The organism is Photobacterium sanctipauli (assembly GCF_003026495.1).
Taxonomy (GTDB): Bacteria; Pseudomonadota; Gammaproteobacteria; order Enterobacterales; family Vibrionaceae; genus Photobacterium; species Photobacterium sanctipauli.
In genome coordinates, this window is the sequence record NZ_PYMA01000001.1 from 1 (window position 1) to 23,998 (window position 23,998).

Consider the following 23,998-nt stretch of genomic DNA (forward strand, 5'->3'; position numbering starts at 1 on the left):
TTGCCAGCACGATACCGGCTTAATGGCATTCCTTTTGCCGTAACGATACCTGCGATAGTTCGGGCACCCGCAGAGCCATTACTGATGCGGTGCGCGGCTTTAACTTCGCTACACAACTCGACATAATCAGGATTAATCGCCTTAGGGCGGCCAGACCAATACTTGTAACTGCTTCGATGGATGCTGAATACATCACAAAGTGTAGAGACACTGTGGCTCTGCTTGAGCTTCTCGACTAGCGAGAACTGTTCAGCGAGTCGGACATCAAGAGAGCGGTAGCCTTTTTTAATATTTCATTATGCTCTTCGAGGCGAGCCAGCTTCTTCTTTAACTCACGGATCTCGATTTGCTCTGGGGTCATCGGAGAAGCTTTAGGTGAAATGCCTTGCCGTTCTTCTTTAAGTTGGCGTACCCACTTATCCATGGTGGATTTACCTACATTCATTGCCTTGGCGGCTTCAGTTACCGAGTAGCCTTGGTCAAGAACCAACTGCGCGGCTTCAAGTTTAAACTCTGGACTAAATGTTCTTCTGGTTCGTTTTGTCATTGTGTCACCTGTTAACTTCCGAGGTGATGATATCACCTCTAATCAGGTGGCCAAATTAACTATGCCACTTCACTCCCACCTACTAATTGAAACCACATCGACGCCACAAAATTCAGCGTCTGCTTTTTGCAGCCACATGGCCAATTTTCCTTGCGTCCACTTAAGCTCTTTACGTCTTGCTTTAAGAAGTTTAGGAAACGAGTTAATTTCTATAGTGCCCTGAAAAAACCTTTATTGATTACTTAAACAATAACTGGAATTCAGCTGTTTTGTAAACCTCTCCCAGTAACAGACATTCTTAACGCTAAAATAGAAAAAAGCCAGCTACAAAAGTGCCGGCTTAGTTGTTTAACATGTCCCGTCCTGAGATAAGTTGACACATTGGAGACTTATCAATGAACTCATCAAGTGAATCAAAGATCAAACGAACCCAGCGTGATTACACATTGGGCTTTAAACTCGCAGTTGTTGCTCAGGTTGAAAAAGGAGAGATGACCTACAAACAAACCCAAGATCACTATGGCATTCAGGGACGAAGTACTGTTCTTGTATGGCTAAGAAAGCATGGTAAGTTAGATTGGTCGAAGCCAATTGAGCACTTTCTTACTATGTCTAAGTCAAAAGAAACGCCAGCACAAAAGATTAAGCGCCTAGAAAAGGCCCTTGCCGACGCCGAGTTAAAGAACATGATTTACGGCGATATGGTGGATATCCTTAAAAAAGAGCACGGGATAGACTTGGAAAAAAAGTACTTAGCCGAGCGCTCTGGCTTGCCAAAGAGCAAGGAAAAGTAAAGCTTGCAACTGCATGTAGGCAGTTCAACTTATCCCGGCAAGCTGTGCATCAATGGAAGCAGCGCCTTGAAGCGCGTGCTGAGGAACTATTGCCTGTAAAAGAGATGGTAAGGTACTGGCGCCAATTTATGCCTCGGGTTGGTACTCGAAAGCTATACCAGTTGATTAAGCCCCAGCTAGAGAAACACGGAATAAAGCTGGGACGAGATGGGCTATTTAGATACTTAAAAAACGAGAACCTGTTGGTCAAGCCAAGGAAGAACTACACCAAGACCACGAACAGTAAACACTGGCTCAGGAAGCATCCGAACCTTTTGAAAGATAGAGTTGTTCATCATGTAGAACAGGTGGTTGTGAGCGATATTACCTATGTCAAAACAGATGAAGGGACACATTATCTCTCACTCGTTACAGACGCTTACTCCCGGAAAATATTAGGCTATGAGCTGAGTAATGAAATGAAGGCTAGCGATGTGGTAAAAGCGCTGGAGATGACCATAACGAACCGCCAAACAGATGCAGCAACAATCCACCACTCAGATCGAGGGCTACAGTACTGCTCATCGGAATACCAGGAAAAGTTGAGTGCCAATAGCATGATACCTTCAATGACAGACGGTTATGACTGCTACCAGAATACGTTGGCTGAGCGGGTTAATGGAATACTAAAGAGTGAGTTCCTACTCTACCAGTGCAATACCCTAAAGGAACTGATGGTGTTGGTGAAAGAGTCGATATCGATATATAACGACTTGAGACCGCATACTAGCTTGGGGATGAGAACGCCAAGTGAAGTGCATGAAAAAGCCAGTAGGGAATACCTACTGGCTACATAAAAAGCGTCAACCTATTTTAGGACTAGACAACAAGTAAAGCTGCTAGTTATCCGATTTCATGATACTGCTGCCAACAATCATCACTATCCAGAGTAAAATTAGCCTACAATAGTGTCTGATTTTTCATAGAAGATAATTTGTTAGCCACTCTCTCATACCCCATCCCCCATTCCATTAGGGGAGTAATTGGCTTACCAACACTTCAACTCAGTTTTTACTTACAGACAATATACTTAAGAATATCGACGACCTGAGCGGGTGTGGTTGCCCATGCCTGAGCTTCTGCATCGACTTCTTTAAGGGGATGAATAAGTTCTTCGCTGTGCAAGGTAATGTAAGGCTTGCCCAATGCCGCACAGTAGCCCGCATCAAATGCTGCATTCCACTGTTTATACTTATCACCAAAGCGAACAACGGCCACGTCGCATTTTTCAATCATGGTACGAGTACGGATTGCATTCACTTTTGATGATTTATGATCACGCCAATATGACTTTTCTTCCGCGCCCAACACGTCGCCCGCGGCGTCACTCTTATCATGGTCGGTAACAGCAGAATAGAACGAGATGTTTAAGTCATTCGCTTGGCAGCCCTGGATGATTTGCTCGCGCCAGTCGGTATGGATTTCACCAGAAAGGTATACTTTTAATTCCATTTTAGTGCCTTATTTTTTATGTAGGGGCACCTAAAGTAATACACTTTTCATTTATAGCCAAGCGACTTCAAGATGCAGCTTGGGGATATATTGTCATTAGTGAATGTTGGGCATTTTCTAATGTTCGACAAAAATAAGCTCATCGGTATTAAAACCACGATCTTTTACTGTTGTAATAAATGCATCAATCACTTGTTGATCAACCGTTGGCGTTCGGGCCAACAGCCATAAGTATTCGAGGTTAGGTCCAGAAATGAATGCGTATTGGTAGTCATCATCTAACTCAAAGACCACGTAAGAGCCGTAGAAAGGCCCAAAGAAAGACACCTTGAGATAGCCTTTATCAGATGATTCAACAAAGTATGCCTTGCCGTCAGCCTGTTTCCACCTTTGGTTGGGTACGAAATAACCGCGATTTATGACAGACACACCGCCATCATCACGTAAGAAATATTCCGCCGTGACTTTCGTCATCCCTTTTTCAAACGAGTGGTCAAGGCGAGCTATTTCATACCATTTACCAAGGTAGCGTTCTAATTCGAAGTTTTTGACTGGGGCCACTTCCCTTGGCATGCCAAGACAGCCGGATAAAAATAATGTACTTATCACGAATATCCAGCTCTTCATCTTGGCAGCCCTCAACTCTATTGCGCTTAATTTACTATATACGCTTTTCCATCAATGCCAGATCCCAACTATCCCCATTAGGTACAACCCGGCCGACTTCTTGATCATAGGTTTCAAAGCCCAGTTCTTCATAACACTTCTTCGCGGCTTTATTGTGCTCAAACACTGCAAGGCTGATCTCGGCACAATCAAACTGGCTTTTGGCTTTAAGCATGACTTCTTCAAGCATGTTATTGGCTAAACCACGGCCACGAAATGCTTCATCGATAAAGACACGGCATAAGCGATATTGTGTATTAGACACTTTTAGTAACTCAACAAAACCGACATTGTCACCGTTAACTTTGAATAAGTAAGGGGTGATATCTGGGTTGGCGCAATGAGTGGCAATTTGCTCTGTGGTTAAGGGAAAGTCGTATGCTGGCCCACCCCATTGGTAATTTAGTTCAGGTGAATCAATCCATTTGATCAACTGAGCAAAGTCTTTCTCTTTAAACTGTTCTAGTACCATAAAGTCCCTTTCCTTTCCCTAGCTGTTACTACTATGAACAACTATTTATATATCCTTATATATTATCTTTAACTCAATTCCCCCTACTCTGACAAGTATAATTCCATAAATAAGCTATTTGGGTCATAACTATAGTCGCCAAAGGGCTCACAGTAAGTAAAACCATGCTTTTGATATAAACGACGTGCAGGCTTGAAGAAGTCCATTGAGCCTGTTTCTAAGCTCAATTTCTGATAGCCACGCGCCTTCGCCTCTACAATGAGATGCGCCAGAAGTTGAGTAGCTACCCCTTGCCCACGACTACTTGTACTCGTTCGCATCGACTTGATTTCAGCCTGCTTATCATCAAGCTGCTTCATGGCAATACACCCAAGAGGGACGTTATCAACACGGGCTGACCAAAACGTAATTGATGGCGCTTTCAAGCCCTCGACATCTAAAGCATGAACACTTTCCGGAGGTGATGTCGCGTACATATCGGCTAAATGTTCTTCTAGTAGTGTAAGTACACCTTCATCTTCAAACTTATCAATTGCGATATCCATATCGTTATATCCTATTTGTTAATCAGCCATTTACTGGGCTTCAAATTCTTCCTTAGTAATCTTATACAGGCAATGACGCGCTAATGCATGATCTTTTGGCAACTTAGGATGGTCAAAATCATTGCCGGTATTTGCCATTCCAATCTTTTCCATTACTCGCTTGGAAGGTATATTAGGTAATGCAGTAAATGCATATACCGCAGGTAATGCCAGTGTATTGAAAGCAAATGCTAGCGCTGCCCTAGCCGCTTCTGGCGCAAAGCCCTGCCCCCAGTATTTTGAACTTAACCGCCAACCAATTTCTACCAATGGTGCATTGGGAATACCACAGTCTTCATCTTGATGGTGAAGTCCGACAAAGCCAATAAACTGCCCGGTCGCTTTTTCTTCAACGGCCCAAAAGCCCCATCCCCGCTTTTCAATATAAGCATGAACACGCTGAGCCTGAGCCATAGTTTCTTCTGTTGTTAATGTCGAAGGGAAAAATCGCATCACTTGAGGATCTGCATTTATCTCCGAAAAAGGAACAAAGTCCGATTCCCGCCATTGACGTATAATCAATCTTTTTGTTTCAAACATGTCTGTTCCTCGCTAACCTAAATTCGCTTAGCATAGCTAGCTCAATGAATAAACCCAAGCTATTTCAAGCATACCCTAACTAAATCTATTCAATTCATAATGTTAAAACAAAAATAACGCGATATTCTTCACTCTAAAAGTCATTCGATTTAGTGCTGCAACGCGTGTTCAATAAGATTGTGAATCCTTCCGCTTAGACGTGTGACTGTTATTTCGACTCAATAACTAACTTGGTCATCAATTTACAATCCCACGTGATATTCATCGCATAAATGTATGGCCACTGATAATTTTTCAGATAAAGCAATTCTGAGCTGCTACTTTTTTTTAGAAGATAATTTATACAAATTATTAACCTCCAATAAAACGTGAAACAACAAATATAAAATCAGCTAAAAGGAAGATTTATGTTTAGGATGAGCAAGATAGCGACCACCTTGGCTTGTATCGTATTAAGCAGCCATTTGTATGCTGCTGAACCCTATGATTCAACCAAAACCTATTCGGGCGGCTCACAAGTCACAGTTGATGGAAATGTCTATGAAGCGAAATGGTGGGTCAACGCAGGGCAAAGCCCAACAGATAGCTATGCCAATGAGTGGGATTCACCATGGAAATTAGTCAGTGGCGCGACACCAGATCCAGACCCAACGCCTGACCCGGATCCTACACCTGACCCGGATCCAACGCCTGACCCAGACCCAACACCAGATCCGGACCCAACACCTGACCCAGATCCTGCACCGGGTCCTGCCGATGACCTGTGTATTGACTTCAATGTTTACCCGAATTGGACGCGTGGTGATCATGCAACGGGCGGCGATATCATGGTCAATGACAACATCGCCTATGAGGCGAAGTGGTGGACTTCGTCTGTTCCTGGCAGCGACGATAGCTGGGCTCACCACCTAAACTGTGATAGTACGCCTCCGGGAACCGCACCACTCCTTTCTTTGCCAAACCCTATGGATCCTGTAAGGCTAGAAGTTAATGGCTGGCCGAGTCATTTTGTTGTCACAAGCCCTGCAAGCTTAGGTGCACCATCGACGACAGTGGTTGAGACGATTAACAGCCAAGATCTTTCTGATGCCACCAAGCTAACCAATGCCTTCGTTTCATTGATTGAAGCTGCCGAGCTAGCGGGTTCTACTTCGATCATTATCAACAGTGATGTGCTAGACAGCGCAACAGCGGATAAGGGCCAAGCATTGGGCACTATCGCAGTAAAACAAGCCCTAACAGCAGCCGTTGACGCGACCGGTAGCAGCATCGATATCAATGACATCAATGCACTCAGTGATGATGTCAAAGGCTGGGCTCAAGCATATAACCTTGTTATTTCAACGCTTGCACCTCAAGCCACATTCGGCTGGACACTCAGTATTGGCGATTTTGCTTACGATACCCACTCAGGTAGAAGAGCGGTATGGAATGCTGCATCTGGCGCAACATCGGATCTGCTATTTAGTTTTGAGCTATATAGCGCTGAGTCCCTTACCAAGGCAGACTTTGTGGCTTTCACCAAGTCGAGCACTTCACCTGCCTTAACCGATGACCAATGGCACTATGCATTGGAATACGTCAAGCAGGTAACAGATTACCTTCAAACCCCAGCACTCTTATCCTCGTTCCCTACATCGCAAGCCGCAGCGTATTTCATGGGGAATACCGCAGGTGAGAACAATATCCGTAAAGCGGCACACAGCAACGTTTTTGCTATTCAGTTCGACACTGAAACGGCAGATTTAAATGCAAAAATCGCCCGCTATCAAAACGCGACCGTACCGTTGTACTACGTGGGTGAGAGTGTCACAAATGGGCCATTAACTCGCATTGCGTCACTTAACAGTGAGCTAGCAAATGCGGAGTCAGCAATGAACAACCAAGCGTTCCTGTTTGAAACCCCTCAATCACAGTGGATTCCGTCGACAGTGTATAAATGGAACGATTTCTTAGCAGGTCTAAATTCCATGCACAATGTCGGCGTGGCGGGCAATACCTTCTGGCTACTGGATGACACAGCAGATGATGCAACCAATGCTATTTACGCGAAAGTCGCTATCGCTGCGTTCTTATCACAAAGTATGCAAGAAACAATTCGCTACAATGCCTGTGATGAAAACAACTGGTCTGAAGTAAGATACGGCGCGCCTGTCGACTACCCTATGACAGCCAGTTGTGGTCAGCTCGGTCAGAAATATGCCGACTATGGAAAGGACCCGGTAACAGGCGTCGATCACCCATATTCTTGCCCTCGTGATGCCAAAATGGAAGTAAGCGCACTAACCAATGCTAAATGGTACGGCGCTCCAGCACCTATCTTTGCCGCGCCCGATGCCGTACTCGAAGAGCTTGGCCTGCTGGTTAATGGTAACGTGGGTCGATGGACAAACAATGGTCACTGTAATGAAGTACCTACTGCAATCGACACTTCTAAGCAGGTTTGGGAACGTGACGACTGTAAAGTCTACGAAGATCAAAAGGCGGGTAAATTCATTTGGGATGGCTCTGATACGAACGGCTCAGTTGAAGGCTGTGGTTGGTGGGGGCGTGGTGTAATTCAAACCACTGGCCGTCAAAACTTCGGGACATTGAACCACTTCATGGGTCGCTCGCATGTGGATCCGGATACTATCGGCACAACCGTGAATGGGGTAACTGTTGAAGCGCCACCAGCAAACCCACTCTACGCTGATCTTGATTTCTGTTCTAACCCTGGACTGATTTGTAGCTCTGAGGAAAATCGGGAAATCAAGTGGATTGCCGGCTTGTTCTATTGGGTAACGTCAGTGCAAGCTTACAATGATGAAGGTGGTCCATACGCTGATTGGAACTACTACACAGAATTGAAAAAGTACGTGGACGGCGGCCTGAAAGGTACTGAGTTCGTCGATGCCGTCTCTGGTATCGTTAACCGAGGTTGTCCTGACCATACCTGCCCGGTAAGTGGCGAGGTTCATGCGGTGAAAGAACGTCAAGATAACTTCAAGCTGGTCTTGAAAACACTTGGCCTTAACCCTCAATAAGCTTTTCAAGATGCTGACTAGCAACAATTGCAGCCCTCAAACACGGTAATAAATAAGGCTCCCTATCACGGGAGCCTTAAAAGATCCTGAACGTTAAGGTTATCCCTCTTTCCCACACCTTGTCATATTTCGTCACCTAACTTGGCATAAATAACCGTATTGCTAAGCTGACCTGAAGGCAGCCGACAAGCATTCTGCAAGGTTAATTCGAACTGATAGCCACAGCGTTCCGCCACTGCCCGGCTCTTAATATTCGACTCAGCAGCGCGAATTTCCACACGCTTTGCATCCAACTCGGCAAAAGCATATTGCTCAAGTAAACCGATTGCTTCCGTAATATAGCCTTTGCCTACTTCTGATGTTCGCAGCCAATACCCTATCTCAAAATACGGCACTGACTTGTCGGTAATCATTAAGCCAATTACGCCGAGCAACCGCTCAGTGTGCTTGCAAATAATGCTAAAGCGTAACTCTTCTTTAAAACTTTCAAAGTTCTCTATCGCTTTTTCTGCATTGGTTTTGACGGCATCTTCAGTGAGCGAGAATGGCACCCAAGGCAAATAAACCGAAAGCTCTTTCTGGCTTTCGATGATAGCCTCAAACATTTGAGGGACAATTGTTAGAGAAGGTTTAACTAACTTAATCCTTTTACTTTCCATACCTTTTTGTTCCCTATAAAGCTCACTTGTAAACGCTAACTTCAATCAAATTACTGTCTGGGTAGAGAAAATACACCGAAGTAATATCTCCCTTTGCGCCGGACCTCGTCACTGGGCCATTCCGATATTAGACAAAGGTCTCCGGAGCCGGTATTTGTACGGATAATACAACATGATCGATATGAGTTATCATATTCATTCCTCACTATCAGCAATAACAACTAAGTTTGGCCATTGCTTCAACCAACCTTTAGATTCAACTCTAAAACGAAATAAATCATAAGGCCGTTTCGGGTTATAGGTTATCTTGCCCTCAAACAGGGAATCAAAGCCATAGGCAGAAATGCATTCGTAGCGATGGCTCCCGATTTTTCTTATCGCAACCGCCGTTTCTTTCTCAGGCCAAAAGCTCATCGCATCAAGACAACTTTGATAAGGCTCATCACCATTTCGACTATGCATATAAGCCTGATTACGAACCTGCCAATTCACGTTAGGCATTTTCGCTATGAGCTCCGCTTCAAATAACAGATACTTGTCGCTTTCTAACTCATTGGTATCAAAATAAATGACATCCACATCATTGAGAGATGTTGGAGTCACCTTATGATGCAAGTGATCCCAAACCAAATTTCTAACAAACCCAGCAGCAACATAGCCCTGCGGTAGATTAAGTTGCCAAACACATTCAAGGATCTTCTGTCTGTACCGATCAGACACTACCAGTTGTACGATTTCATCCATTGCTAACCATGCCTAATGCTCGTTCTTATCGTTTGACCTTTCATTAGAAAGCCATCAATTGCTTGGTTAGCTCAATTGCTGATATTTCTTTGCAACTTGCGTTATTTTGCCCAGACCATAGCGGAGAAAAATCATCAATGTTATGTTTTTCCGCCACACTACGTAACTGAGTCATTTCGATAGACGCATAAGGAAATGCTGGGGCTGACATGTGTATATACCCGAGATCTTTCATTACTCGGTTAACGATGCCCCGGGCCGGACGCCCCGAGAAAATATTGGTTAATGCAGTATGCTCGGCATTAGCACTTTTCAATGCCTGCCGATGTAGAGGCGATGTTTTCGCTTCATGGCAAAGCATGTAGGCAGTACCAACTTGAACAGCACTTGCGCCAAGTGCTAAAGCGGCCTGAACACCCCGACTGTCCGCAATGCCGCCAGCAGCAATGACGGGAACGTTTACCCTATCGACAACCTGCGGGAGCAGCGCAGCGAGACCGATTTGAGTCGTGATATCTTCCGTCAGGAACATGCCTCGATGCCCACCCGCTTCCACCCCTTGGGCGATAATGGCATCCACACCGTGAGATTCTAACCACAGCGCTTCCTTCACAGTGGTCGCCGATGATATTACTTTCGTCCCCCAACTTTTCACCCTTTGCAGCAATGCTTTCTCCGGCAGACCAAAGTGAAAACTGATCACTGGCGGTGATACCGGTTCTAATGCGTCAGCAATATCATGATTAAAAGGCATTCGGCTGGCACCGTTAGGCTGGCTACTACATTGCAGTGCAAACTCATCGAAAAAAGGTTGGAGTAATTGCTGCCACTTATCATGAGTTTCTTGCTGATAGCTTGGCATTTGGTGGCAAAAGAAGTTGAGGTTATAGGGCTTGTCAGTAGCGGCCTTAATTCGTGCCACTTCTTTCAACAAGGTGTCGATTGTTAGCATCCCGCAAGGTAAAGAGCCTAACCCGCCCGCCTGACATACTGCGATAGCCAAAGCACTATCTTGTACACCAGCCATTGGCGATTGAATAATTGGTAGCTCTGTACCTAATAGCTCTTTAACTAGGGGATCTTTACCAAAAAACAAACTGCCCTGCTGCATCACTGACTCCCTTCCATTCTCTTGTATGGCGTAATTAGCACTCCTGCCAACGATACTCCATTTGACGCGCTGTATTTTCCGCTAATTCGCGAGATATTAGTTGTGATACTAAATACAGGCTCATATCAATGCCAGCCGAGATACCGCCAGATGTGATGTATTTACCACTGTCGACCCATCGCTGCTGAGCAACCACGTTCAGTGATGGATAAGTTTCTGCTAATTCTTGAATATCTTCCCTGTGGGTAGTAACAGTTAACTCATCAAGCAAGCCAGCTTTGGCCAATAGAAATGCCCCTGTACAAACCGAAGCGACTTTCGCCGCTGATTGGTCGACTTGCTTTATCCAGCGTATGACATTTTCTTTCTTAACCTCACCACTTTGGACGCCACCAACCACCACCAGCAAATCAATCGCAGGGTGATCCTCGATGGTATAATGGGCATTGACCATAAAACCGCCCCGAGCTTTCACTGGTTGCAAGTTTTCCGCAACCAAAAAGACATTCCAATCGTGACTAGTTAAACGCTTAGCGGTACTGAACACTTCAAATGGGCCTGATAAATCCAACACTTCGGCATCATCATAAATGTAAATGGCAATATTCATCGTTCAGCATTCCTTGCTTCGAGATTTCAGGTAATCGCTATGTGGTTTTATACACTATTCCCTTATAGCACTGGCCAGACAAATTAAAGTCTTTAGTGTATCTAAACCCTACTTTTACGGTGTGCGCGGCAAAAGAGCGTAAGTTATCGCAATGAACATAGGAATACACCAATGGGTAGTTCTTAGACAGAACCGCTTTGCTTGATAGGAATAATTGTTCAAAAACACCTTTACCGCGGTGACCTTTACTAACGCAAACAGGCCCCCAAAAGTAAGAGTTGTTGCGATTGAATACCATGCCATCATATTCAACCTCAGATAACCGAGAAGCTAGCTCAGTCAAACTTGGTGAGAAAGACCAATATTGCCAAGAGGCACAAACAGCTAAGCCAATCACCACCCCCTCTTCTACCGCAACAAAAACCGCACTCTCTTGCTCAATGGCACGGGCTATTAACTGTTCATCAAGCACGGTATTGAGGAAGCCTTCCTGCTTTTCGTCTGAATTTAAGTTTCCCACATAACATTGCTGTTGCAACGCAATGATCCCTTCAAGGTCTGCAACAGCAGCTTGCCTCACTTCCATTTATCACCTCCATGGCTATTTTACGGTTTCACCACATATCGTACACCATACCATTATATTGGTAAATGCCATGACTAAAACCAGCGTTATCCCGATTTAACACGGATTAAATTATCAGCTTGAACCGAGGAACTTAGCACAATTGGGATCGCTTTCGAGATTGGGGTATCGCTCAGATCGCCTTTGCCATCGATAGCGACTAGCGGGTTCGTCTCAGGGAAGTAAGCAGCAATATTGCCTTCAGGAATATCATAGGCAACCAATTTAAAGCCGTAGATTTTACGCTCAACCTTATCAGGCCACAGTGACTCAACGTCGACTAAATCACCGTCATTCATTCCTAAAGCAGCTATATCGGCCGCATTAACAAAAAGCACTTTCCGCTCACCGGAGATACCTCGGTAACGGTCTTCAAACCCATATATGGTGGTATTGTACTGATCGTGCGATCGCATGGTCTGAAGAACAAATACCGGATCTTGGCTCAACTCACGCAAGTTCGCTGGTAACAAGTGAACCGGTAGCTCATGGGCAAAAAAATTCGCCTTATTGGTCGAAGTGTTCCAACGCCGCTCACCGGCACTGTTACCCAGATAGAAGCCCCCCGGATTTGTAATTTTCTCGTTGAAGTCTCCAAAGCCCGGAATAGCCTTGGCTATCAAGTCACGAATTCGGCCGTAATCTTCTGTCAGGTAGTGCCAATCAACCAGCGAGTTGCCAACCGTCGCTGCCGCTATACCCGCAATGATCGCGGGCTCAGAACGCATCTCGGCGGTATCGCTTTCAACCACACCAGCAGAAGCATGCACCATACTAAACGAGTCTTCTACGGTCACACTTTGCGGTCCGGCTTTCTGAATATCTATGTCAGTTCGTCCCAAGCAAGGAAGAATAAGTGAATCATAACCGGTAATTAGATGGCTGCGATTGAGCTTGGTGGCAATATTCACCGTCAGGTTACAGTTGCTTAATGCCTGTTGTGTCAATGAGGTATCTGGACTTGCGGCGGCAAAGTTGCCCCCAAGGCCAATGAATACCTTGCTCTCACCGGCCAACATCGCCTTAATAGCCTCAACCGTGTTATGGCCTGCCTCGCGTGGAGGTTCAAAATCGAACACCTTAGCCAAGTTATCAAGAAAAGCCTCCGTAGGCTTTTCATCAATGCCCATGGTTCTGTCACCCTGAACATTACTGTGCCCGCGAACCGGGCACAGCCCTGCTCCCGGCTTACCGATCTGGCCAAACAGCAGCTGTAGGTTAACAATTTCCTGAATCGTATTCACCGAGTGCTTGTGCTGGGTGATCCCCATTGCCCACGTTGTGATAACATTTTTGGACTGACGATAGACTTCAGCCGCTTGGCGAATCTCGGCTTCTGTCAGCCCAGACTGTTCGACAATGTCCTGCCAACTGGTAGCTTCTACTCTCGCAAGGTAATCATTAACACCTTGGGTATGGCAAGCAATAAAGTCTTGGTCAAAAATACTGCGACGGCCTTCACTTTGCTGTTGTTGATCATATTCACACAAAGCCTTGACCATACCGCGCACTACAGCCATATCACCGCCTAGTTTAGGCGTGAAATAACGCTGGCTGATCTCGGTACCCTTGCCTGTCAGCATCTCAGCCGGGGATTGCGGGTTGGTAAACCGTTCTAAGCCACGTTCTTTCAGGGTATTAAAGCTTACGACCGCAGCACCACGTCGGGTCGCTTGCCTTAACGTGTCCAACATTCTCGGATGGTTAGTGCCCGGGTTTTGGCCAAACACGAAGATAGCATCAGCATACTCAAAATCATCGATAGTCACTGTCCCCTTACCGATGCCGACCGCTTGCTTCAGCGCGACACCACTGGCTTCATGGCACATGTTGGAACAGTCGGGGAAGTTGTTGGTACCAAACTGGCGAACAAACAGCTGGTATAAGAATGCCGCTTCGTTGCTAGCTCGGCCCGAGGTATAGAATTCAGCCTGATGTGGACTTTCTAACGCATTCAAGTGCTGACCAATCAATGCAAACGCGTCGTCCCAAGTCATTTCTTCATAGCAATCAGTTTCAGCATTGTATTTCACCGGGTGACTTAGGCGACCTTGGTACTCCAAGAAGTAATCACTCTGCTTCATTAGCCACGACACTGAGTGTTGCCTAAAAAACTCGGGAGTCACCCGGCGGCTGGTTGCTTCCCAGTTAACCGCTTTGGCGCCGTTTTCACAGAATTTAAACCGCCCTTTCTCGTCGTTTTCACCCCAAGCACACCCCGGGCAATCAAAGCCATGGTCTTGGTTGGTTTTAAGTAGGTTGCGGATATTTTTGCTGACGTTTTCACTTTTGACTAAGTGTTTTGTCGTACTGAGCAGCGCGCCCCATCCGCCTGCTGAGCCATCATATTGCTTTACTGTCATCACTATTCCCTGTTACTTGTTTGTTTTGTGCAAGCGTAATCGGAACGCGCCATGATAGACGTTGAATCGTCCTTGCTGGTTGAAGCCAATGAGCGTGAGGTTAAATCGCTTTGCCATATTCAAAGCCAGGTTAGAAGGCGCACCTGCAGCCACTAATACCGGTACTCCTGCAACCAGTACTTTTTGCACCAGTTCAAAGCTGATGCGGCTCGTCAGCATGACGACCTTGCCCAGTTCGGTGAGGCTGTTATCCCTAGCACGCGCACCCAGTAATTTATCCAAAGCATTGTGGCGGCCGATATCTTCGCTAATGGCTAAAAGCTGTCCGTCTTCATCGAAAAGGCCGCCACCATGTACACCACCCGTCGTTTCAAATAACGCCTGTTGCTGGCGTAAGTTATTGGAAAGCGCCAGTACAGTTTGATCGGTTAACCAATGCGATTGTGTGTCTAGCGAGGGAATGTCACGCAACTCTAGGGATTTCATTGAGGATTTACCGCAAACCCCGCAGCTGGAAAATGAGGATGTTTCACGACTTATTTTCGACCAGTCAACACGTAACCTTGGCGATAACCTGACTGTGATTTCATTAGGCGCTAATTCATCCAGGTCGAGGTGATCATTCATGCCGACAATATCGGAGGCGTATTGGATCACCCCTTCGGCCAATAACAACCCTGTGACCAAATTGCGATCATCACCAGGCGTACGCATGGTCACCAGATATTCACGTTCTTTTGGTATACCATCCAAATCAAGGTAATTTAGAATAATTTGCAGCGGCTCTTCAACAACCACAGAGTCGATCGATAAGCTAACATCGCAGCCGATGATTTGCTGACGAGAGCAGGCCATTACGCTGCTAGCCTCTGTATATAATTGAAACGACTCCGATGAGCCATACTCATCAACCCCTGCTTCAAGTGCCTTTATCTCTTGACTTTCACCACTTTTTCGATGACTTACCCCTAATGCCATAACAATTAACCACTCCGTGTTTTAGTCCTTTTTACCGGAGGATCAACTGCCTCCCTTTACATCACCAAAACACACAATAACAAAACATTTTTGCAACATCTAGTTTATTATCTATTCTTACTAAGCAGCAAAACATCGCTCACATTTCTGGTATACCAGAATAATTTATCAATTGATAAATTATTCTTAATTTCCCTACCTGAAAGTATCGTTCACCCCTTCAATAAAGGCACCGAGGGACATCGCTAATAAAACTCATTTATCACTGATATAGAAACAAGTAATTATATCAATCAGGGCTATCATGATAAAAAACACCGTATCTTTAATGGGTTAGATATGCACATTTAATCCGTCATTTTTATGGTGAGACAAATGAAGAAAGTCACTAGCGTACTAATGATCGCGTTACTTGCTGGTTGTAATTCATCAAGCAACGATACCGATGGGAAAATACTGCCTCCAAATACACATCTGCCAGAAACAGAAGTGCCAAATAAACCCCAACCACAATTACCGCCATCCCACTTACCCGATGAGCTCTTACCGGAAAGGCCTACTCCAGATAATTGGTATACTGAAGTATCTGAACGTTTTGGTATGACTGTTGCCGATCTGCATCAAGCATGTAGTTTTAAGGGCAGCCACCCGCAAATTTCAGTCGCTACAGCTTGTGAATGGCAAAATGAAACCCTAACCATTACCTATTACGCAGAAAAAGAAACGGGTGATAATGATCCTGGCCACAGCAGTACAGACTTCAAACATAGCTACCAATGGGTTGTGAACGATGCAAATATTGCTGCTGGTAAAATTTGGCCACAATCCAATCACCTAGCCAAGGGACTTCCGGACGGAGACACACACATTGAGTATGGTGATGTAATTTATTCATTGGGATTCTGTGAAGAAGAACAATGCACTGAAGATGATTACAAAGTGATCACTCACCCAGTCAGCATTATCGTAAACGGAAAACACATTATTTCAGATGGCACACCACTTGAAGGCGGTGAGACAGAGTTCGTTATTGACTCATATAGAACAGTTGATCGATTTTTCTTTTATGCCAATTTCACGCACTCAAACAATGGCAAGGAACAAGATAGTCTATTTATGATGGAGCAAGCTTACCCTGCCATTATTTACAAAGTGCTAAGTCCAGCCTTTGGCTACTAGGCCATCTTCATGAGGGAAGCATCTCCTTCCCTCATCCTCATCACTGGCCTAACGCCAATCCCATTAAATATCTGGTCAGATTTTTGCCAAGGCAAATGACTAGATGAAGTTGGTATCATCACCCAAGCTATTTAAGCAATTCATATTTTGTTATGTAATTCATCTCTCTCTGATATTGAGTTGGCTGATATACTTATACCCAAGTTACTTCAAGGTTCAGGGTTCAGAAGGCAAATTTTCTAACCTTGAAATAGCTTGGTATATTAAAAACAATATGGAAAAAGTGATGCCGCAACGTGACGCCAACACCTTAGATCTGAACATGCTCAGGCTATTCGTAGTGCTATACCAAGAGAAGAATATGCGCAAAGCCGCGAGTCGTTTGCATGTGACTCAGCCTGCAATTAGCCACAGTTTGAAAAAACTGCGTGAACATTTTTCCGATCAGCTATTTGTCAAGGTACCACAGGGTTTAGAGCCGACCCCACTCGCGCACCAAATCGCCACGGTTGCCACCGCTTATATTGAAGGGTTATCGAGGGAGTTAGACAGCCTAACTGAATTTAACCCTGCTGAAATTGAGCAAACATTACGTATTGCTGTTGCCTCGCCGATTCTTCCTTGTATAGCTGGCAACCTTTATAACCGAGTAAAACATCATGCACCCAAGGCGAGCTTGGAAATCATTACTTGGACCCAGCAAACCTTTGATGATTTGAGCCAAAACAAGGTCATTCTTGGCATCAATTACAATACAGCCGAGCATGGCAAGCACATCATTAGTAAAGTTCTCACAGAAATCACCCCTACTTACATTGCAAGGAAGGATCACCATTACTTCAAAAAGAAGATCTCGAACTCGCTGACTTTGGCAAGTATGAGCTTGCATCTTTGATTGTCCCAAACTGGAATGAGAATAGTGCCATCGCTATCGATATTTTGAAAAAGTACAACATCGATGCCAATTTAGGCATGCGTACACATGAGTTAATGGCGCTTATTGATGCAACCAGCAAGAGTGATATGTACTTACCGCATAATCTTCTTTTCCCTATTCAATACTTCCCACAACTAGGCATGAAATCGGTTGCTCCACTGCTTCCACTTGAAGATTATCACTTATCTGTAAATAGCTTTGTGCATGTCAAAGATCGCCACAGCAACATCGCCAATTGGCTCGCCGGGATCATTAAAGAGTGCCTGCTCGAGCAAATTGACTGCTCCAAAAAATACCTTCAGCCCTAACAGAAAAAAGCCAGAATATGCATTGGCTATTCTGGCTTTAAATCGCTATTTAGCAGTATCGCTTTAGTCCATCGTCGGCATCACGAAACTACTGCTATGCTGCTCTAAACGGACGCTGGCTGGCCAACGGCTAGTAACAGTCTTCATGCGGGTATAGAAGCGAACACCGTCATTACCATGTACGTTTAGCGGCCCAAATACCGAACGTTTCCAGCCACCAAAGCTATGGAACGCCATCGGCACAGGGATTGGTACATTTACACCCACCATTCCTGCCAACACATCTTCGCTAAACTGACGGGCTGTTTCACCATCGCGAGTAAAGATAGCCGTTCCGTTACCATATTCATGGCGGTTGATGAGCTCTAAACCAGTTTGGTAATCAGGCACACGAACCACCGCCAATACTGGACCAAAGATCTCTTCTTGATAGATAGTCATGTCAGGCGAAACATTATCGAACAAGGTAGGGCCGACAAAGAACCCATTTTCGTGGCCCTCAATCTTGATATCACGCCCATCGACAACCAAAGATGCGCCCTGCTCTACCCCGGAGTTGATGTAGTCGCAGATCTTCTTTTTATGCTGGGCTGAAATGACAGGCCCCATGTCGTTCTCTTGGCCTTCAACAATGCCTGGGCCAACATTCATAACATTGATTTGCTCTTTCAGCTTGGCAATGGTTTCATCAGCCGTTTCATCACCAACAGCCACCACAACCGATAATGCCATGCAGCGTTCGCCAGCTGCCCCATAAGCGGCGCCCATTATCGCATTGGTTGCCATGTCTAAATCAGCATCAGGCATCAAGATACAATGGTTCTTCGCACCGCCAAGTGCCTGACAACGTTTGCCGTGCGCTGAAGCGGTAGAGTAAATGTACTCAGCAATCGGTGTTGAACCTACAAAGCTTACAGCCTGTACTCTTGGGTCAGTTAGCAGGACGTCCACAGCTTCTTTGTCGCCATTCACCACATTGAAAACGCCATCAGGCAGGCCAGCTTCTTTAAGCAGCTCCGCCATCACGATACCCATAGAAGGATCTTTTTCAGATGGTTTCAGCACAAAGGTGTTACCCGTCGCCAATGCAATCGGGAACATCCACATTGGTACCATTGCAGGGAAGTTAAATGGCGAAATACCCGCACACACACCCAGTGGCTGCATCAGCGAATGGCTATCAACACCCGTACCGACATTTGCCGAGTGCTCACCTTTTTGTAGGTGAGGAATACCACATGCAAACTCAACCACTTCAAGACCACGGGTCACTTCACCGACAGCATCCGAATATACCTTGCCGTGTTCATTTGAAATAAGACGAGCAAGCCTATCCATGTTTTGCTCAAGCAGGGCTTTGAACTTGAACATGACACGGGCGCGTTTTAGCGGCGATGTTTTCGCCCATGCCGGAAATGCCTTGTCGGCAGCGGCAATGGCTTCTGCCGTTTCTGCTGCAGAGCTTAATACCACCTGGCGAGTCTGCTCACCCGTGGCTGGATTATAAACAGGTGCAAAGCGTTGGCTATGGCTTTCGCTGATCTGACCCTGAATGAAGTTTTGTACTGTTTCCATTTCTTGCTCCTGTTATTACGCTTGGCCTGCGCCAGTCAATAGCTCGGCCTCGCGAGCCATTTTTTGCAAATTATTAAAACCTAATGTGGCATAAGTCAGTGGGTGAGCGACGGCGGGATCTTGCTCTGCTTCCACCACAAGCCAACCTTGGTAGTTCGCTTGCTTTAACTGCTCGAATACCGCCGGATAATTCACGCAACCATCGCCAGGCACGGTAAATACCCCGTCCAGCACCGCATTTAAGAAGCTGTCTTTGCGGTTTTTCACTGCCGCCAACACGTCGGCACGCACATCTTTAGTGTGAACATGGTTAATTCGATGCGCCCAGCGCGAAGCAACCGCCACAGGGTCTGCCCCCGCAAAGGTTAGGTGCCCGGTATCTAGCAGCAGACCCACATCTTCTGTGGTGTATTCCATCAGGTTATCAATGTCTTCGGCACTCTCGATAACCGTTCCCATATGGTGATGGTAAGCAACCTGTACGCCTTGGCTTTTGGTGTAGGCAGCGAACTCACTTAACTTTTTGCCGTATTCCTGCCACTTCTCGGCTGGGAATTTAGGACGCAAGTAAACCGGTGTATCTTGCTGGCCATGAATACAATCTGTCACTTCGGCAAACACCATCACATTCGCACCCAGTTCACGCAGCAAAGTAAGGTGGGGCTGAACCGCTTCAATTTCTTCTTCAACCGAACGCGTTAGCAGCTCACCTGAATACCAACCCGAGACCAGTTTCAAATCATGCTTAGCCAAAATAGGGCCTAGTACACTCGCCTCACGAGGGAACTTATTACCAAGTTCGAAGCCCGCAAACCCCGCTTGACGACCTTCTGTTAGGCAAGTGGCCAGCGGCGTTTCAGCACCTAGAGATGGCAGGTCATCATTCGTCCATGTCAGTGGGTTAATACCTAATTGAACAGTCATACTACTTCTCCTTAAATAACTTGCTGCTGTTTGGCGAGTTCGTAACGCTTTCTTGCCTCACGGACTTGCTCTCGCTCAGAAACTTCAGGTACAGCGACTTCCCACCATGAACCACCCGATTCGGTGGTACTCAACGGATCAGTATCGAGGGTAATGACATAGGTAGATGTCGCCTGCTTGGCGCGAACCAAGGCTTGCTCTAGTTCCGCAATGTTGCCAACTTTCTCAGCCTGTGCCCCCAACGAACGAGCATGAGCTGCGAAATCAGTTTTCGGCGCGCCTTCTTCGATGGTGTTGCAGTCTTGCAATAGGTTGTTGAACCCGGCACCGCCACAGGCTTGCTGTAGGCGGTTGATACAGCCAAAACCACGGTTATCAAGCACCACAAGCACCAACTTATGGCCAAGCATCACTGAGGTAGAGATTTCGGAGTTCAACATCAGATAAGAGCCATCTCCGATCATCACAAACACATCAGAGTCAGGCTTCGCCATTTTTACGCCCAGCCCACCGGCAATCTCATAACCCATGCAAGAGAAGCCATATTCAAGGTGGTAGCCTTTGTCGTATCGGGTACGCCATAGCTTGTGCAACTCTCCAGGCAAGCCGCCCGCTGCACATACCACAATGTCTTTGTCACTGGCTGCGCGGTTGACCGCACCAATCACTTCGGCATCTGTCGGAAGCTCGGTACCGCGATCGGTCATTGCAATAGACACGGTTTCATTCCACTGCTGACGCAATGTTTCAGCCTTGTCTTTCCAACTTCCGTCGGTCTGCCAACCCGCCAACTCAGCGGTTAGTTTCGGCAGTGTTACCTTGGCATCTGCGACCAATGGCGTGCCGTAGTGTTTGGTGGCATCAAATCCATTGACGTTCAGCGATACAATCTTGGCATCTTGTTTAAATAACGCTCTTGAACTCGATGTGAAGTCTTGCAAACGGCTACCGACCGCAATAATCACGTCAGCTTCAGCAGCCAAGGTATTTACCGCTGCCGACCCCGTCACACCAATCGAGCCAAGGTTGCAACTATGATCCCACGGCAAGGCACCTTTGCCCGCTTGGGTCTCACCGACAGGCAGTTGATAAGTTTCGACAAAGTCACGGAACTGACTTAAAGCACCGGCGTAATGGATACCACCGCCCGCAATGACCAGTGGCTGCTTGGCATTTTTAATGAGTTCGATAACTTGGGCCAACTCGTGCTCATCGGCCCCCGGTCGACGCACGCGATGCACGGTTTCTTTAAAGAAGTGCAACGGGTAGTCAAACGCCATGGTTTGAACGTCTTGCGGTAGTGCTATTGTTGCAGGCCCGCACTCGACTGGGTCAGTCAGCACACGCATGGCCTGTGGCAAGCTATTCAATAATTGCTCAGGGCGAGTAATGCGGTCAAAGAAGCGGCTTACCGGCTTGAAACAATCATTAGGCGTAATGGTGGCATCGCTCCAGTCTTCCACTTGCTGCAACACCGGATCCGGTTCACGTGTTGCAAAGGTGTCGCCCGGTAGCAGAAGAACAGGCAAGCGGTTTACATGCGCTAGTGCAGCAGCAGTAACCATATTCAATGCGCCCGGCCCTACCGATGTCGTTGCTGCCATCATCTGCTGGCGGTTATTGGCCTTGGCGAAGGCAATGGCACTGTGCGCCATTGCTTGCTCATTATGGGCCCGGTAAGTCGGTAATTCATCGTTGGCGTGATATAGCGCTTCACCCAGGCCAGCAACATTGCCGTGGCCGAAGATAGCGAACACACCCGCGAACATCGGCTTAATGTCGCCGTCAATGTCAACTTTCTGCGCTTGCAGGTATTTCACCAACGCTTGCGCCATTGTTAGACGAATCGTATTAGTACTCATTTTTACTCTCCCTAACCGCGCTGACGCCATAACGAAATGAGGTTGTGGTAGTTTTGCTTGATTTGTGCAATCAAACCCGCGTCATCAATTTCATTTGCCAACCAAAGCCGTGATGGCTGACCGAAAATAGTCCTGCCAATAGCAAAGCCTTTCACAGTGCCGTTGCGAGCTGCAGCATTAAAGCCCGCTTTCAGCTCATCCTCTGGCGCATCGAGACCAAGCAAGACAACTCCGCGGCAATGGCTATCACGCTCTTGGATTAAATCGTCAACTGCTTGCCAAGACGCTTCAGCCATTGGCGGCAACTTCCACCAGTCAGGTTTCACGCCTAGGTTATAGAAGCGCTGCATTGCACGAAGATACAAGGCATCGGTACGTTCCATATCGGCAGGAAGGATGACTTCAAGCAACAATTCATGACCGGTTTTACAGCAAGCTTGATAAACTTCCTTCACTTGCCTTTCTTGCTCTAGGCGAAGTGAATGCTGATCTTCCGGGTGGAAGAACACCAAGCACTTAACAACATGTTCTAGTGGCCAATCAATTAACTGAGAGCCGATGTTGCCATGCTCAAGCTGAAGTGGACGGGAAGCCGGCAGCTCAATTGGGCGGCCTATCCACCAGCCTTCACCGGTAATCTCATTCAATACGTCTTGACCAAATGTACTATCGCAAAGCAGACCTGCCTTGCCGTTCAAGCCCGCTTCTTCAGCCACTTCTCGGCTAGCCTGTAGAATCAGCTTTTTCAATGGCTTAACGCGCGCAATATCGGCACCTGCTTCTCGGGCCATATCGACAAATTGGATACGGTGGTCGAAAGCCAGCACACACAGCTCATCCCATTCTTTATCTCGGGTCGTCACACGGTGTAGATGGTTCAAGCGAACATCCAAGTCGGGACGTGGTACTTCATGAGCACGTGCAAGATAGTCGTCCAACTCTTCTTTTGATGGCATCGCCGGTGCACAACCATGACGAGACACCACCAGTGCGCCACACGCATTGGCATAAGCACACGCTTTTTCCCAACCTTCTTCGTTCAAATAACCTCGAAGAAGACCAGACATAAAGGCATCACCCGCACCAAGGACATTGAGTACATCAACGCGCACACCTTGAACAGTGATCCCTTCATCTAAATCATTAGGAATATCACCTGTGAATACTGAGCACCCTAGTGGACCGCGTTTGCATACCAGCTCAGCATTACTTACCTCACGGACCGCTTTCAACGCTTCTACTGTGTCGGTAGGGCCACCCGCAATATGGAACTCCTCTTCCGTTCCCACGATGAGGTCAAACAACCCCAGTACTTCAAGCAGCTGCTCAGTCACCTTGCCCGATTCGATAAAACGGGTTTCCCCATCGCCTAGGCTAGTTAAGCCCCACAGCACCGGGCGATAATCAATATCAATGGCTGTTTTAACGCCATGCTTGCGGGCATAGCGCAATGCGGTCAGTACTGCTTCACGGGTATTTGGGTGTGATAAGTGAGTACCAGTAATTGCCAAGCAACGTGCTGACGCAATGTAGTCTTCATCTATATCATCCGCTGTGATAGCCATATCGGCACAGTTGTCACGGTAGAATATCAGTGGAAAGGTATCTTCATCTTTAATACCAAGGATCACCAATGCAGTCAGGCGCTCTTTATCAGTGATCAGGTTACTGGTATCAACACCAACCCTTTGCAGCTCTTCACGGAGAAAGCGTCCCATATGCTCATCGCCCACTCGCGCTAGCATAGAAGACTTCAGCCCCTGCCTGGCGGTACCGTAGGCGACATTACCCGATGAGCCGCCAAGGTACTTAGAGAAAGTGCCCATATCTTCAAGGCGTGCACCAATTTGCTGCCCATACAAGTCGACGGCCACTCGCCCCATACAAATAAGATCCAATTTCTTATTGCTGGTATTCATCCTTTCCACTCCTTTCTATAACTACATCAAGTAGTTAAGAACCATTCTGATAGTGACTGAACTGATTATCACATAGCGTGTTAA

21 protein-coding genes and 1 pseudogene are annotated in these 23,998 nt (G+C 46.5%); 5 read left to right on the top strand and 17 right to left on the bottom strand.

All coding sequences use genetic code 11. The features are described from left to right. A pseudogene (locus C9I98_RS00005) lies at positions 1 to 547 on the bottom strand (transposase); the annotation flags it as partial. A gap of 395 nt (positions 548 to 942) precedes the next feature. On the opposite strand from C9I98_RS00005, the gene C9I98_RS00015 reads away from it, so the two are divergent. Further along, positions 943 to 2,177 (top strand): IS3 family transposase gene (locus tag C9I98_RS00015; RefSeq protein WP_107271407.1). Its coding sequence is split into 2 segments (ribosomal slippage): positions 943 to 1,288 and positions 1,288 to 2,177, totalling 1,236 coding nucleotides; the frame shifts between segments, so codons are not numbered across the junction. A 214-nt stretch (positions 2,178 to 2,391) separates the two neighbouring features. Here the strand turns inward: C9I98_RS00015 and C9I98_RS00020 are convergent. The 5 genes from C9I98_RS00020 to C9I98_RS00040 form a co-directional block, all read right to left on the bottom strand. Further along, a complete protein-coding gene (locus C9I98_RS00020; RefSeq protein WP_036829075.1) occupies positions 2,392 to 2,832 on the bottom strand; it encodes a YtoQ family protein in 441 nt (146 codons plus the stop codon). Between the two features lie 117 nt (positions 2,833 to 2,949). Beyond that, the gene (locus C9I98_RS00025) at positions 2,950 to 3,459 is read right to left on the bottom strand and encodes a lipocalin family protein (RefSeq protein WP_036829077.1); all 510 of its coding nucleotides are present in this window, start codon (positions 3,457 to 3,459) and stop codon (positions 2,950 to 2,952) included. 34 nt (positions 3,460 to 3,493) lie between these two features. Beyond that, the gene (locus C9I98_RS00030) at positions 3,494 to 3,970 is read right to left on the bottom strand and encodes a GNAT family N-acetyltransferase (RefSeq protein WP_036829079.1); all 477 of its coding nucleotides are present in this window, start codon (positions 3,968 to 3,970) and stop codon (positions 3,494 to 3,496) included. Positions 3,971 to 4,053: 83 nt separating this feature from the next. Beyond that, positions 4,054 to 4,515 carry a GNAT family N-acetyltransferase gene (locus tag C9I98_RS00035; protein ID WP_036828292.1) on the bottom strand — a complete coding sequence of 154 codons (462 nt, stop codon included), beginning with the start codon at positions 4,513 to 4,515 and terminating at the stop codon, positions 4,054 to 4,056. A 30-nt stretch (positions 4,516 to 4,545) separates the two neighbouring features. Then, positions 4,546 to 5,094 carry a GNAT family N-acetyltransferase gene (locus C9I98_RS00040; RefSeq protein ID WP_107271408.1) on the bottom strand — a complete coding sequence of 183 codons (549 nt, stop codon included), beginning with the start codon at positions 5,092 to 5,094 and terminating at the stop codon, positions 4,546 to 4,548. Positions 5,095 to 5,501: 407 nt separating this feature from the next. Between C9I98_RS00040 and C9I98_RS00045 the strand changes: the two genes are divergently transcribed. Then, the gene (locus C9I98_RS00045) at positions 5,502 to 8,120 is read left to right on the top strand and encodes a cellulose-binding domain-containing protein (RefSeq protein WP_107271409.1); all 2,619 of its coding nucleotides are present in this window, start codon (positions 5,502 to 5,504) and stop codon (positions 8,118 to 8,120) included. A 122-nt stretch (positions 8,121 to 8,242) separates the two neighbouring features. Here the strand turns inward: C9I98_RS00045 and C9I98_RS00050 are convergent, their stop codons facing one another. The 7 genes from C9I98_RS00050 to fdhD all read right to left on the bottom strand — a co-directional run bounded on the left by C9I98_RS00050 (position 8,243) and on the right by fdhD (position 15,210). After that, entirely contained in the window at positions 8,243 to 8,779 is a 537-nt protein-coding gene (locus tag C9I98_RS00050; protein ID WP_036831120.1) for a GNAT family N-acetyltransferase, read from the bottom strand. A gap of 195 nt (positions 8,780 to 8,974) precedes the next feature. Further along, the gene (locus C9I98_RS00060; RefSeq protein WP_036831118.1) at positions 8,975 to 9,523 is read right to left on the bottom strand and encodes a nucleotidyltransferase family protein; all 549 of its coding nucleotides are present in this window, start codon (positions 9,521 to 9,523) and stop codon (positions 8,975 to 8,977) included. Between the two features lie 43 nt (positions 9,524 to 9,566). After that, positions 9,567 to 10,634: an NAD(P)H-dependent flavin oxidoreductase gene (locus C9I98_RS00065; protein ID WP_036831115.1), complete on the bottom strand. Its 1,068-nt coding sequence runs from the start codon at positions 10,632 to 10,634 to the stop codon at positions 9,567 to 9,569. Between the two features lie 34 nt (positions 10,635 to 10,668). After that, positions 10,669 to 11,244, bottom strand: coding sequence for a DJ-1/PfpI family protein (locus tag C9I98_RS00070; RefSeq protein ID WP_036831112.1), 576 nt, complete (start codon positions 11,242 to 11,244; stop codon positions 10,669 to 10,671). 37 nt (positions 11,245 to 11,281) lie between these two features. Then, positions 11,282 to 11,830, bottom strand: a complete 549-nt coding sequence (locus C9I98_RS00075; protein ID WP_036831107.1) for a GNAT family N-acetyltransferase — start codon at positions 11,828 to 11,830, stop codon at positions 11,282 to 11,284. Between the two features lie 86 nt (positions 11,831 to 11,916). Then, positions 11,917 to 14,232, bottom strand: a complete 2,316-nt coding sequence (locus C9I98_RS00080; protein WP_107271410.1) for an FdhF/YdeP family oxidoreductase — start codon at positions 14,230 to 14,232, stop codon at positions 11,917 to 11,919. A 12-nt stretch (positions 14,233 to 14,244) separates the two neighbouring features. Further along, positions 14,245 to 15,210: a formate dehydrogenase accessory sulfurtransferase FdhD gene (fdhD, locus tag C9I98_RS00085; RefSeq protein ID WP_107271411.1), complete on the bottom strand. Its 966-nt coding sequence runs from the start codon at positions 15,208 to 15,210 to the stop codon at positions 14,245 to 14,247. A 375-nt stretch (positions 15,211 to 15,585) separates the two neighbouring features. Here fdhD and C9I98_RS00090 point away from each other — a divergent pair, with 375 nt between their 5' ends. The 3 genes from C9I98_RS00090 (at position 15,586) to C9I98_RS00100 (ending at position 17,634) form a co-directional block, all read left to right on the top strand. Further along, a complete protein-coding gene (locus tag C9I98_RS00090; protein ID WP_036828443.1) occupies positions 15,586 to 16,389 on the top strand; it encodes a hypothetical protein in 804 nt (267 codons plus the stop codon). 286 nt (positions 16,390 to 16,675) lie between these two features. Then, the gene (locus C9I98_RS00095; RefSeq protein ID WP_158262643.1) at positions 16,676 to 17,284 is read left to right on the top strand and encodes a LysR family transcriptional regulator; all 609 of its coding nucleotides are present in this window, start codon (positions 16,676 to 16,678) and stop codon (positions 17,282 to 17,284) included. After that, on the top strand, positions 17,281 to 17,634 hold the full coding sequence (locus C9I98_RS00100) for a hypothetical protein (protein WP_051902521.1): 354 nt from the start codon (positions 17,281 to 17,283) through the stop codon (positions 17,632 to 17,634). The genes C9I98_RS00095 and C9I98_RS00100 overlap by 4 nt, the downstream gene beginning before the upstream one ends. A gap of 63 nt (positions 17,635 to 17,697) precedes the next feature. Here C9I98_RS00100 and C9I98_RS00105 read toward each other — a convergent pair whose 3' ends face one another. The 4 genes from C9I98_RS00105 to C9I98_RS00120 are packed head-to-tail and all read right to left on the bottom strand — an operon-like array spanning position 17,698 to position 23,914. After that, entirely contained in the window at positions 17,698 to 19,209 is a 1,512-nt protein-coding gene (locus C9I98_RS00105; RefSeq protein ID WP_107271412.1) for a CoA-acylating methylmalonate-semialdehyde dehydrogenase, read from the bottom strand. 15 nt (positions 19,210 to 19,224) lie between these two features. After that, positions 19,225 to 20,133, bottom strand: a complete 909-nt coding sequence (iolE, locus tag C9I98_RS00110) for a myo-inosose-2 dehydratase (protein ID WP_036830811.1) — start codon at positions 20,131 to 20,133, stop codon at positions 19,225 to 19,227. 11 nt (positions 20,134 to 20,144) lie between these two features. Next, positions 20,145 to 21,995 (bottom strand): 3D-(3,5/4)-trihydroxycyclohexane-1,2-dione acylhydrolase (decyclizing), encoded by a 1,851-nt coding sequence (gene iolD, locus C9I98_RS00115; RefSeq protein WP_036830813.1) that lies wholly within the window; start codon positions 21,993 to 21,995, stop codon positions 20,145 to 20,147. An 11-nt stretch (positions 21,996 to 22,006) separates the two neighbouring features. Further along, on the bottom strand, positions 22,007 to 23,914 hold the full coding sequence (locus tag C9I98_RS00120) for a bifunctional 5-dehydro-2-deoxygluconokinase/5-dehydro-2-deoxyphosphogluconate aldolase (protein WP_036830815.1): 1,908 nt from the start codon (positions 23,912 to 23,914) through the stop codon (positions 22,007 to 22,009). Between the last annotated feature and the right edge of the window lie 84 nt (positions 23,915 to 23,998).

Bases quoted from the DNA above. Each gene is read 5' to 3' on its own strand.
- C9I98_RS00075 (WP_036831107.1), bottom strand. From the start codon at position 11,830: ATGGAAGTGAGGCAAGCTGCTGTTGCAGACCTTGAAGGGATCATTGCG.
- C9I98_RS00050 (WP_036831120.1), bottom strand. From the start codon at position 8,779: ATGGAAAGTAAAAGGATTAAGTTAGTTAAACCTTCTCTAACAATTGTC.
- C9I98_RS00095 (WP_158262643.1), top strand. From the start codon at position 16,676: ATGCCGCAACGTGACGCCAACACCTTAGATCTGAACATGCTCAGGCTA.
- C9I98_RS00070 (WP_036831112.1), bottom strand. From the start codon at position 11,244: ATGAATATTGCCATTTACATTTATGATGATGCCGAAGTGTTGGATTTA.
- C9I98_RS00040 (WP_107271408.1), bottom strand. From the start codon at position 5,094: ATGTTTGAAACAAAAAGATTGATTATACGTCAATGGCGGGAATCGGAC.
- C9I98_RS00025 (WP_036829077.1), bottom strand. From the start codon at position 3,459: ATGAAGAGCTGGATATTCGTGATAAGTACATTATTTTTATCCGGCTGT.
- fdhD (WP_107271411.1), bottom strand. From the start codon at position 15,210: ATGGCATTAGGGGTAAGTCATCGAAAAAGTGGTGAAAGTCAAGAGATA.
- C9I98_RS00080 (WP_107271410.1), bottom strand. From the start codon at position 14,232: ATGACAGTAAAGCAATATGATGGCTCAGCAGGCGGATGGGGCGCGCTG.
- C9I98_RS00030 (WP_036829079.1), bottom strand. From the start codon at position 3,970: ATGGTACTAGAACAGTTTAAAGAGAAAGACTTTGCTCAGTTGATCAAA.
- C9I98_RS00035 (WP_036828292.1), bottom strand. From the start codon at position 4,515: ATGGATATCGCAATTGATAAGTTTGAAGATGAAGGTGTACTTACACTA.
- C9I98_RS00045 (WP_107271409.1), top strand. From the start codon at position 5,502: ATGTTTAGGATGAGCAAGATAGCGACCACCTTGGCTTGTATCGTATTA.
- C9I98_RS00120 (WP_036830815.1), bottom strand. From the start codon at position 23,914: ATGAATACCAGCAATAAGAAATTGGATCTTATTTGTATGGGGCGAGTG.
- C9I98_RS00065 (WP_036831115.1), bottom strand. From the start codon at position 10,634: ATGCAGCAGGGCAGTTTGTTTTTTGGTAAAGATCCCCTAGTTAAAGAG.
- iolE (WP_036830811.1), bottom strand. From the start codon at position 20,133: ATGACTGTTCAATTAGGTATTAACCCACTGACATGGACGAATGATGAC.
- C9I98_RS00090 (WP_036828443.1), top strand. From the start codon at position 15,586: ATGAAGAAAGTCACTAGCGTACTAATGATCGCGTTACTTGCTGGTTGT.
- C9I98_RS00105 (WP_107271412.1), bottom strand. From the start codon at position 19,209: ATGGAAACAGTACAAAACTTCATTCAGGGTCAGATCAGCGAAAGCCAT.
- C9I98_RS00020 (WP_036829075.1), bottom strand. From the start codon at position 2,832: ATGGAATTAAAAGTATACCTTTCTGGTGAAATCCATACCGACTGGCGC.
- iolD (WP_036830813.1), bottom strand. From the start codon at position 21,995: ATGAGTACTAATACGATTCGTCTAACAATGGCGCAAGCGTTGGTGAAA.
- C9I98_RS00060 (WP_036831118.1), bottom strand. From the start codon at position 9,523: ATGGATGAAATCGTACAACTGGTAGTGTCTGATCGGTACAGACAGAAG.